Annotated in this window: 9 protein-coding genes; 8 read left to right on the plus strand and 1 reads right to left on the minus strand. The window is 49.9% G+C overall.

Going from position 1 to position 9,980, the window contains the following annotated elements; translation table 11 throughout:
- The 8 genes from KDK15_RS12955 to KDK15_RS12990 form a co-directional block, all read left to right on the plus strand.
- The coding region (locus tag KDK15_RS12955) for a hypothetical protein (RefSeq protein WP_257295799.1) at window positions 1-185 on the plus strand (185 nt) is incomplete at its 5' end.
- Window positions 186-590: 405 nt separating this feature from the next.
- On the plus strand, window positions 591-3,296 hold the full coding sequence (gene ppc / locus KDK15_RS12960) for a phosphoenolpyruvate carboxylase (protein WP_257295810.1): 2,706 nt from the start codon (window positions 591-593) through the stop codon (window positions 3,294-3,296).
- Between the two features lie 313 nt (window positions 3,297-3,609).
- On the plus strand, window positions 3,610-4,551 hold the full coding sequence (locus KDK15_RS12965) for a hypothetical protein (protein WP_257295800.1): 942 nt from the start codon (window positions 3,610-3,612) through the stop codon (window positions 4,549-4,551).
- 516 nt (window positions 4,552-5,067) lie between these two features.
- A complete protein-coding gene (locus KDK15_RS12970) occupies window positions 5,068-5,301 on the plus strand; it encodes a tautomerase family protein (RefSeq protein ID WP_257295802.1) in 234 nt (77 codons plus the stop codon).
- Between the two features lie 341 nt (window positions 5,302-5,642).
- Window positions 5,643-6,761, plus strand: a complete 1,119-nt coding sequence (locus tag KDK15_RS12975; RefSeq protein WP_257295803.1) for a beta-ketoacyl-ACP synthase III — start codon at window positions 5,643-5,645, stop codon at window positions 6,759-6,761.
- A 173-nt stretch (window positions 6,762-6,934) separates the two neighbouring features.
- Window positions 6,935-7,585, plus strand: coding sequence for an adenylate kinase (gene adk / locus KDK15_RS12980; RefSeq protein ID WP_257295804.1), 651 nt, complete (start codon window positions 6,935-6,937; stop codon window positions 7,583-7,585).
- Between the two features lie 177 nt (window positions 7,586-7,762).
- A complete protein-coding gene (tsaB, locus tag KDK15_RS12985) occupies window positions 7,763-8,434 on the plus strand; it encodes a tRNA (adenosine(37)-N6)-threonylcarbamoyltransferase complex dimerization subunit type 1 TsaB (protein ID WP_257295805.1) in 672 nt (223 codons plus the stop codon).
- 18 nt (window positions 8,435-8,452) lie between these two features.
- Entirely contained in the window at window positions 8,453-9,256 is an 804-nt protein-coding gene (locus KDK15_RS12990; protein WP_257295807.1) for an undecaprenyl-diphosphate phosphatase, read from the plus strand.
- 50 nt (window positions 9,257-9,306) lie between these two features.
- Here KDK15_RS12990 and KDK15_RS12995 read toward each other — a convergent pair whose 3' ends face one another.
- The gene (locus KDK15_RS12995) at window positions 9,307-9,714 is read right to left on the minus strand and encodes a hemerythrin domain-containing protein (RefSeq protein ID WP_257295808.1); all 408 of its coding nucleotides are present in this window, start codon (window positions 9,712-9,714) and stop codon (window positions 9,307-9,309) included.
- Window positions 9,715-9,980: the final 266 nt, after the last annotated feature.

The following is a 9,980-nucleotide window of genomic DNA, read 5'->3' on the forward strand; positions in this document are numbered from 1 at the left end:
ATAGTAACTGCCCACTTAGCCAGAAAATACGATTCCATTTGGCCAACTACTTACTGCACATTAAACACAGCAAAACTGTTTCGCCTACATTCGGCTGCACCGCTACCACCCACGCCACGGAAAGCGGACATGCCACCAATAGCGTCTTTCATCAGCTTACAAAAGCTGCCATTAAGGGTGGTTAAGTCAAAGACACCTTACCACTCATTGGACTTCAGGAGTCCAGAAAAGAATACGACAGCAAATGCCAGTGCTATGTAGGCTCCAATGGAGACCTTCTCATTTCAATCGTCTACCGGCTTTGCTGATAAAGATGACTGTGTTTTGTTGTGCTGTGTTGAATATTGAAGAAATTAAAAGGGAATGTGGTGTTTTTCTGTGATGATGTGGTTTTTTTCGTGGGTAGGTGATTTCCCTTTTTTCTTACGTGTTTCTGGTATAGGCTGCGCTTTGTTGTGCTCATTTAAAAAGTAAATTGTCATGGGCTATAAGTAGTTGGTTAACTACTTACCTGCATTCAATGGGGCGGGCTTACCATGACAACTTATGAAGGCAAAGTGGGTCGGAATAACATCGAAAGGCAAATAGCCATGTCAGAAAAGCCAACAGAGAACCCGTCGTCCCTGCGTCGAAATGTAAATATGCTGGGTACCTTGCTGGGTGACGTCATCCGGGACCACAAGGGAGAAGACTTCTTCAATAAAATCGAGTCTATTCGTCAATTGTCCAAAGCGGCCCGCAGTGATGCAGTGGGCGATGACGGTATGAATGAACAGCAGGCGCTCTTAGACCTTCTGCACAGCCTGCCTGATGATGAACTGGTACCTGTCGTACGGTCTTTTAGCCATTTCCTGAACCTCACCAATATTGCCGAGCAGTTTCACCTGGTCTCCAGAGACTGTGAAAGCAGCTACTGTGTTCCCGATCACTTTCGTGAATTGCTCAATGCTCTGAAACAGAAAGGTTTCAGTGATCAGCAGATTGCTGAGAAAGCATCTGAGCTGGATGTCGAGGTGGTACTTACTGCGCACCCAACAGAAGTAACCCGCCGTACATTAATTCAAAAGTATGAGCAGGTATTCCAGTGCCTGAATGATCTGGAAAACCAGTCTCTCAGTGATAACGAAAAACAGCGCATTGAACAGCGCATTCGCCAGCTGATCACCCAGGCATGGCATACCTATGAATTTCGCAGTAAGCGACCAACACCGGTTGATGAAGCAAAAGGTGGCTTTGCCACCATTGAGCACTCCCTGTGGCATGCGGTGCCACAGTTTGTCCGTCAGATGGATGAGCGCCTGCAAGCGGTCACCGGTCAGCGGCTGGCGATTGATGCGGTACCCGTGCACTTTTCTTCCTGGATGGGGGGCGACCGGGACGGTAACCCATTTGTAACGTCTGCAGTGACACGTGAAGTGTTACTGCTCAGTCGCTGGATGGCTGCAGACCTGTTTTTAAGAGATCTGAAACCATTGATCAGTGAGCTTTCCATGAACGATTGCAGTGATGAACTGCGGGCGCTTGTGGGTGACTCACGGGAACCTTACTGGTCTGTGTTAAAAGAGTTGCGGGAAAAACTGAAGGATACACGTCAGTGGTGTGAGCGAGGTCTGGCCAGACCCGGGGATGCATATGTCACACCGACGGAGGGTGTCATTCTTGATAATGACGACCTGATCAAGCCGTTAAGGTTGTGTTACGAGTCTCTCCACGCCTGTGGCCTGGGTGTTATTGCCGATGGCCCTTTGCTGGATACCCTGAGAAGGGCGTACTGCTTTGGTCTGACGCTGATTAAACTGGATATCCGTCAGGAGTCTGGCCGTCATACCCAGGTACTCAGTGAGCTGACCAAAGCCCTGGGCCTGGGGGATTATCAGCACTGGGAAGAACTGGAAAGACAGAGCTTCCTGCTGAAAGAGCTGCAAAACCCAAGACCCCTTTTGCCGAATACCAAAGGGCCACTTAAGTGGTCGCCATCACCGGACGTGCAGGAGGTTTTAAACACCTGTCGTGTGGTGGCCGCCGAGGGCTCCAGGGCATTGAACTGCTACGTGATTTCCATGGCTAAGCAGCCATCGGATGTACTGGCGGTGGCTCTGCTGCTGAAAGAGTGTGGCGTGGATTTCGACATGCCCATCGCCCCACTGTTTGAAACACTGGACGATCTTGACAACGCGGCTAAGTGTATTCGTCATCTGCTTTCATTGCCCTGGTATCGCGGTTATTGCCATGGTGGCCAGATGGTCATGATTGGTTATTCTGATTCTGCCAAGGATGCGGGCTGGATGGCTGCTGGCTGGGCACAGTATCGTGCCATGGAAGAGGTAACGGCGGTGTGCGCTGAGGCCGATGTCAGGTTGACCTTGTTCCATGGCCGCGGTGGAACCATTGGCCGTGGGGGTGGCCCGGCTCATGCGGCGATTCTTTCCCAGCCTCCGGGTTCGGTCAATAACCGCCTGCGGGTGACTGAGCAGGGTGAAATGATCCGCTTTAAGTTTGGCTTCCCACAAGTGGCGGTACAGAGTTTGATGCTTTATGCCAGCGCCACACTGGAAGCAACCCTGTTGCCTCCGCCAGTGCCAAAACAGGAGTGGCGTGAGGTAATGGATCAGTTGTCAGCGGATTCCGTTAAGGTTTACCGGGGCATTGTCCGTGAAGAGTCTGACTTTGTGCCTTACTTCCGGGCAGTAACGCCGGAAATGGAGTTGGGTAAATTGCCGCTTGGCTCCCGTCCTGCCAAGAGGAAACCCAACGGTGGTGTGGAAAGTCTGCGTGCTATTCCCTGGATTTTTGCCTGGACACAGATTCGCCTTATGCTGCCAACCTGGCTGGGCTGTGGCGAAGCGCTGGAGAATGCGGTCAATAATGGCAACCGGGATGTGCTGGAAGAAATGATGACCGACTGGCCGTTCTTTAAGGCACGTCTGGAAATGCTGGAGATGGTCTTTATGAAGACCGATGCTCAACTGGCCAGGTATTATGAAGATCAGCTGGTACCCGATCATCTCCGCTACCTGGGCGAAAAGCTCAGACGAATGTTGTCGTCTGCCATTGAAGTGCTGCTGGATCTCAAGGAGGGGGATGAGCTGATGTCATCACACCCGCAGAACAAAGAAGCCATCGGTCTGCGTAACCCTTACACTGATCCACTGAACTTCCTTCAGGCAGAGCTGCTGCAACGGGTTCGCTCCCATGAAAAGATGGCGGGAGAGGATGCTGAAGTGGGCGAGCAGCTTGAACAGGCACTGATGATCACCATCGCCGGTATTGCTGCAGGTATGCGCAATACTGGCTAAGTCAGAAAACTCCCTGCGCAGGGAAACGTCAATGCTGAATGCGCAGGGAGAGATCAATGCTGATAATGTTCTGGCGTTTGCCGAAATCGCCTCTATTTCATGGCGCTGCAGTTTATAGGCCCATGCCAGCTTAACTCCATCCACCGGTCCCAACATGGTCACTACCCGTGATTCGCTCCTGAATACCCGCATTTCACCATGTTCAGATTAAGGGGTTGTTGCATTGAGGACTCAACAGCGTCTGCGTGAGAAAGAGGTAAAAGGCAAGGCCAGCCGAGTCAAATTTATTTATTTTGTGGAACTATCTGAGTAAATGGCTGTCCATGTTATCAAGCCAATAATTGAGGTTATTATGATGATTCACGGAACTGGTACTCCTCCTTATTCTACCAATACCAATGCTTCTGGCAGCAATTCTCCGGCCAATGCACCACCACCGTATAGCCTGTTTCCTGATCAGCCCCAGCAACCCAGAGTGACAGAAGGGGATGCAGCTGATTTGGTGCTACGTTATCTTGCTAATGACTTGGGTTACGATCAACGAAACCGAACTTCAGTTTTAGAACGTGTGATTAGAATTCATAACGCTATGGCAGAAAACGCTGCAGATCAGCTAGTGCTTGCCGGGCAGGATGATTTCGCCGCCAAGTTTCCTAAATTGAATCAGTGGATTGATAAGAAACTGTCCTTTCTAAACCACAATCAGCTTATGGAGTTTGCGTTTGCCAGCGGCCACTTCAACGAGTATTCTCAGGCGCATGAGTATAACCGGGGGAATCTGAAAAGCACCATAACTGATTTTTTCCAACGCTATTTTTCTCAGGAAGGGTTGGATTCTGGAGTGACAAAGCTTGACCTGTTACAAAGTACCAACATTCTCTACCAAAACTCAGAACAGCTTGATAAATTCACTGAGGTTTATTCTGACGTGTCGTGTCTGGAAGTAATAAAAGCGATGGAAGAGTCAGCGGACTCAAGTAATTTTAACTTTCCAGCAGCATTACCAATAGCCAGAAATATTGGCATCAGCTGGAGAATATTTACGATATCACTTGGTCACCCCTTCAATTCCTATTACGCGGATCAAACTTACAATAATTGCGGGAGAAATATTTTAAAAACAATGCTCACTATACTGCATGATTTTGCCCTTCGTGGGCGTCCGACAGAGGATTTGATTGATAAACTAACGCCAACCTTTATAGGCCGGACGGATCTTTCTGAAGGACTGGCAAAGGCCCTACAGAGATCATAACGCTCACATCCGGTGCACTCCCGGTTTGATACCTGTAATGACTTTCTGATCAGGGCTGTGAACCACCAGTTCCTATGCCTGTTAGAAATCTACAAAAAAAAACGGAGTGCCGGCAGAGTTCTGGTCAGCAAGGCACTTCACATTATGCTCAGTAAACCACGATCTATTCTTTAGCTTTTTCGTTGGTTGAATCATTTGTGAAGAATAAATGTTTAAACTTTGGACTTTCAACATACTCCGTGTCTCGCCAATGCTATTTCTCAAGACAAAGATGCCAGTGTAGAAGCTTTTTTAATTTGACTATTCTTACACTGTTTTCAAACAGGCTCTAAAAGCCTTTTCCCTTTTTTTCAGCCTGTCCCTCCCGAACATTTAGCGAAGTCTGCTTCCTGAGCATGATCTGGAGCCAATGTGTCGCAATTCAGTATCCTGAATCAACCCAGACCTTTCACAGATTTACTGTGGCGAAAATGAGCTAATCTGTGAGGGTTGAAGTTTATTGTGAGGTGAATGCTTATGCCGTTTGTTTCTGTGAAAACGGTCAAGGGGCTGTTTAATGAAATCCAGAAGCAGGAAGTGATGGATGGAATCTCTGAGCTGCTGGTGGAAGTTGCTGCAGGTGGTGAGGATCGTTTTCATCAGGCGGTCTGGGTGGTCATTGAGGAGCAGGAACCGGGAAACTGGAGCCTTGGGGCTAATAGTCCGGAGCTGGAGGCATCAAGACAGAAGCGGGGAACTGGTAAGTCCTGATTTCGTTAAAACCATTGCTGTCGATGACAGAGTGTGGTCGACAGCCGGTTCGGGGGATATTCATTGTGCAGGTTCGCCAGGTTTCCACTCTTGTTTCTGCTTGGTTTATTGCTGCCATTGCCTTGTTGAGAAAAAAACTGAGATTCGGTTTGGTTGTCTATTTATTCGCCTTCATTCTTTCCATCTACTGGTTTTACTATCAGGCTACAACGAGGCAGAGTGTCTGAACAATAAGCCAGAAACCATAATTTCATATGGTCGTGTAGTTATTAGTTCCCTTGGTAATTACCCTGCTATAAGATGCGAAAAATAAAAGACAATAAGCATGTGATGGAGTGATTGTGCCGGAAGTAGTGATCAGTGGTACCGGGTTATATACCCCGCCGGGGGCCATCAGTAATGATGAGCTGGTCAATGCATTCAATGCCTGGGTCGACCGGGAGAATGAAAAGAACAAAGAGGCCATAGCAGCCGGCGAATTGGAACCGCTGGCCCGAAGTAGTAGTGACTTTATTGAAAAAGCCTCCGGAATCGTTAACCGCTACGTGGTTAACCGAGAGGGTGTTCTTGATCCGCAGAGCATGGTTCCACGAATTCCGGAGCGTTCTAATGAAGATATCTCTGTCCAGTGCGAAATGGCACTCCATGCTGCCAGAGGTGCACTTGCCCAGGCCCGGGTAGGGCCATCCGGCGTGGATATGATTATTGTCGCCTGTTCCAATATGCAGCGCCCTTACCCGGCCATTGCCGTTGAGATTCAGCAGTTTCTCAGTGGTGGTTATGGTTATGACATGAACGTCGCCTGTTCTTCGGCTACCTTTGGTATCCAGGCTGGCGTCGATGCTATTCGCAGCGGGTCGGCAAAACGGGTATTGATGGTGAACCCGGAAATTTGTTCAGGTCATTTGAACTTCCGCGACCGGGACAGTCACTTTATTTTTGGTGATGCCTGTACAGCCGTATTGCTTGAGCGTGAAGACATTGCCAGGCGTAAAGATGGCTACCGGGTGCTCGGCTGTCACCTGTGGACTCAGTTTTCCAATAATATTCGCAACAACTTTGGCTTTTTGAATCGTGCGGATGAAACGGGTGTCGGCAAGCCAGACAAACTGTTTGTCCAGAATGGTCGGAAGGTCTTTAAAGAAGTCTGCCCTCAGGTGGTGAAGCATATTTCTGACCACCTTGAATCTCTTGCGCTTACCCCCAGTGATTTGAGCCGTTTATGGCTGCATCAGGCAAACTTGAATATGAACCAATTGGTGGCGCGCAAGCTGCTGGGGCGTGAGCCGGAGCCCCGGGAAGCGCCGGTGATTCTCAACGAGTATGCTAATACCAGCTCAGCCGGTTCAATCATTGCCTTTCATAAACACTCGCTGGATCTGAAAGCGGGGGATAAAGGTGTCATTTGCTCTTTCGGAGCAGGTTACTCCATCGGGAGTGTGGTGGTTGAAAAGCAGTAATAGCCATAATGGCGTTAAAACATTCTCTATTGTCACCGGGCTTCCGGCTGTATATGCTTGTTCGCTTTTTATTGAATACGTCAATAAATTTGTCAAACATTCCAAGCCAGACGATGTCTCTATAATACGATCTCTTTCAGCAGAGAACGGATGGCTGGCAACAGGAGTTTTTCATGCGCGTTATTCTGCTGGGTGCACCGGGCGCTGGTAAAGGAACTCAGGCCCAATTTATCATGGAAGAGTACAGTATCCCTCAGATATCTACCGGGGATATGCTGCGGGCTGCCATCAAAAACGGCACTGAACTGGGCAACAAGGTCAAGGCCGTGATGGATTCCGGGGCACTGGTTTCTGATGACATCATCATTGCCCTGGTCAAAGAGCGTATCGCTGAGAGTGATTGCGCCAACGGTTTCCTGTTTGACGGCTTCCCACGCACCATTCCCCAGGCAGAAGCCCTGCGTGATGCCGGTGTTGCCATTGACCACGTTGTTGAAATTGCTGTTGATGATGAAGAAATCGTCAGGCGCATGAGTGGTCGTCGCGTACACCCGGAAAGTGGTCGTACTTACCATGTGGTATTCAATCCGCCTAAAGAAGAGGGTAAGGATGATGTGACGGGTGAAGCCCTGGTGCAGCGTGCAGACGATGAAGAAGAGACTGTTCGCAAGCGTCTGGGCGTCTACCATGATCAGACTGCGCCACTGGTTGAGTTCTATCAGCAAATGGGTGGCGATAGCCGTTACAGTCGCATTGAAGGTGTTGGCTCTGTTGATGAGATCAGGCAGCAGGTTCTGGACGCGCTGAAGCCCGTTATTGCCTGAGATTGATGCCTGAGCATTGATTGCCAAGCAAAACAAAAAGTCGGGGGTGTGAAAAAACGCCGCCGACTTTTTTGTAATTACTGAAAATACGGTTGTAATGAACCGCCGGTCTTTTCAAAATAGCGCCCATATACCGAGCCATGTTGCTGACGCTCACCATAACAGTAAAGACTCCCCATGAAACTGCTTGCTCTTGATACCGCAACGGAAGCCTGTTCTGTTGCCCTTAACCTTGATGGCGAAGTGATCGAACGCTTTGAGCTGACCCCCCGCCGACACAGCCGTGATCTGCTGCCAATGGTTGAAGCCATTCTGGCTCAGGCCGGTTTAAGCCTTAAGCAGCTGGATGCCCTGGCCTTTGGCCGGGGGCCCGGAGCATTTACCGGCCTCAGGGTGGCTACCGCCATGGTTCAGGGGTTGGCGTTTGCGGTTGATCTTCCGGTGGTCCCGGTCTCGACGCTGGCTGCTTTGGCTCAGCAGGGACTCAGGGAGCACAAGGCATCAAAAGTGTTGAGCGCCATTGATGCCAGAATGGATGAGGTCTACTGGGGCGCGTTTTCCGAGTCTGATGGATTAATGGTGCCGGTTGCAGCGGAAATAGTGACCCTGCCAGAACATGTTGTGGTACCCGTTATGGAAGGCCACTGGTTTGGGATGGGCACTGGCTGGACGTTCAGAAATCGACTGTCTGCCACCGTGGTTGCTTGTCAGATTGAAGCCTGGCCCAAGGCCCATGATATAGCCCTACTGGCTGCTGCCGACTTTAAACGGGGTAAAGGGCTGTCTGCGGAGCAGGCCATGCCGGTTTATCTTCGGGATAAGGTGGCTCTGAAAAAATCAGAACGTTAGGAACGCGGAGGGATCGTTATGGACACTCTACAGACCATTATCCTGGCGCTGATCCAGGGCATTACCGAATTTCTTCCCATCTCCAGCTCGGGGCATTTGATTCTGCCAGCCCAGCTGCTTGGCTGGACAGACCAGGGGCTGGCATTTGACGTTGCTGTGCACATTGGTACGCTGGCTGCCGTCATTGCCTATTTCTGGAAAGACCTCTTTGCCATTGCCCGGGACTGGCTGGGCTCTCTGGTGGGCAAGGGCGCTACAGTTAACAGTCGTCTTGGCTGGTATCTGATTTTTGCCACATTGCCCGCCGTGGTATTTGGTCTGGCCCTGAAAAAAATGGGGCTGGATGAGGCAATGCGCACCGTTGCGGTTATTGCCGGTACCACCCTGATTTTTGGTGCCATGCTGGGGTGGGCAGACTTGAAAGGCAAGCGCATTCAACCCCTGGAGCAGATGTCTTTCAGGCAGGCGATGCTGATCGGCTTGGCCCAGGCGCTGGCGCTGATACCGGGCACATCCCGTTCTGGTATTACCATGACTGCGGCGTTAATGATGGGCTTTACCCGTGATGCGGCTGCCCGGTTCTCGTTCCTGCTGTCAATTCCCGTGATTCTCGGCGCTGGTAGCCTGTTGATGCTGGATCTGGCGGAAAGCAGTGTGCCAGTGGACTGGCAGACACTATCGCTGGGAACCCTGGTATCGGCTGTCAGTGCCTGGCTCTGTGTGCATTTCTTTCTGGCATTTATCAATCGTATCGGGCTTATGCCATTTGTCATCTATCGGATGATTCTGGGTGTGGTATTGCTGGGGTTTGTCTTTTGCTAGAGAGGAATGATGATCGGCTGAGAACCAGCCGATCATTCAGGCTGGCGGCTTCAGGCACCTTTGATTTTATCGTAAGTTTTGTAGAGAACTGCTTCTTCCTTGCTAATTCGCTTGCTCAATGCCTTGATGATGTTGTTGCAGTCCTGCTGAAAGTTTTCGTTGGTATTATCGCCATTTTCATACAGGGTGAAAAAAACCATCACGTCGGTAGAAATCTTATCCATATCAAGCGCATAGTCAGTCAGGGTAGACTTCAGGCTGTCATCGTTCTCAGCGGCTTCTCTCAATACAGGATACAGGTACTTATCTTCTTTGTTTAAATGGGCCAGCAGCATTTTTTTGGCGGAAAGTATCAAATCCCGGCCTTGAGGGTTATCAACCCCCACTTCACGTGCTTGTAAAAGCAGGTCACTGATTTGCAGGTGCTCGCTTTTGAATTCCTGAATCAACTGAGACATTTGTGTTCACTCCCTGAACTTAACGGTTTCTAATAGTTTAGGACGATATTCCTCTATATGTCTCAAATCATTAATTATTAACCGTTTTGATTAGCTGGCTCACCTTCTGGCTCTGCTTCGACCATCATGCATTCCCGGGCGGCATCCTGATACGCTGACAATGGCACCAATGCCATAGAATCTGTTGCTGGCAGGTCAGTGTTTAGTCCGACAGCCTCCTAGGAGGCTGTCCGAGAATAGACTGCCCTACTGCGGTGGCAGCAAAT

This window comes from Endozoicomonas sp. YOMI1, from assembly GCF_024606345.1.
Taxonomy (GTDB): Bacteria; Pseudomonadota; Gammaproteobacteria; order Pseudomonadales; family Endozoicomonadaceae; genus Endozoicomonas.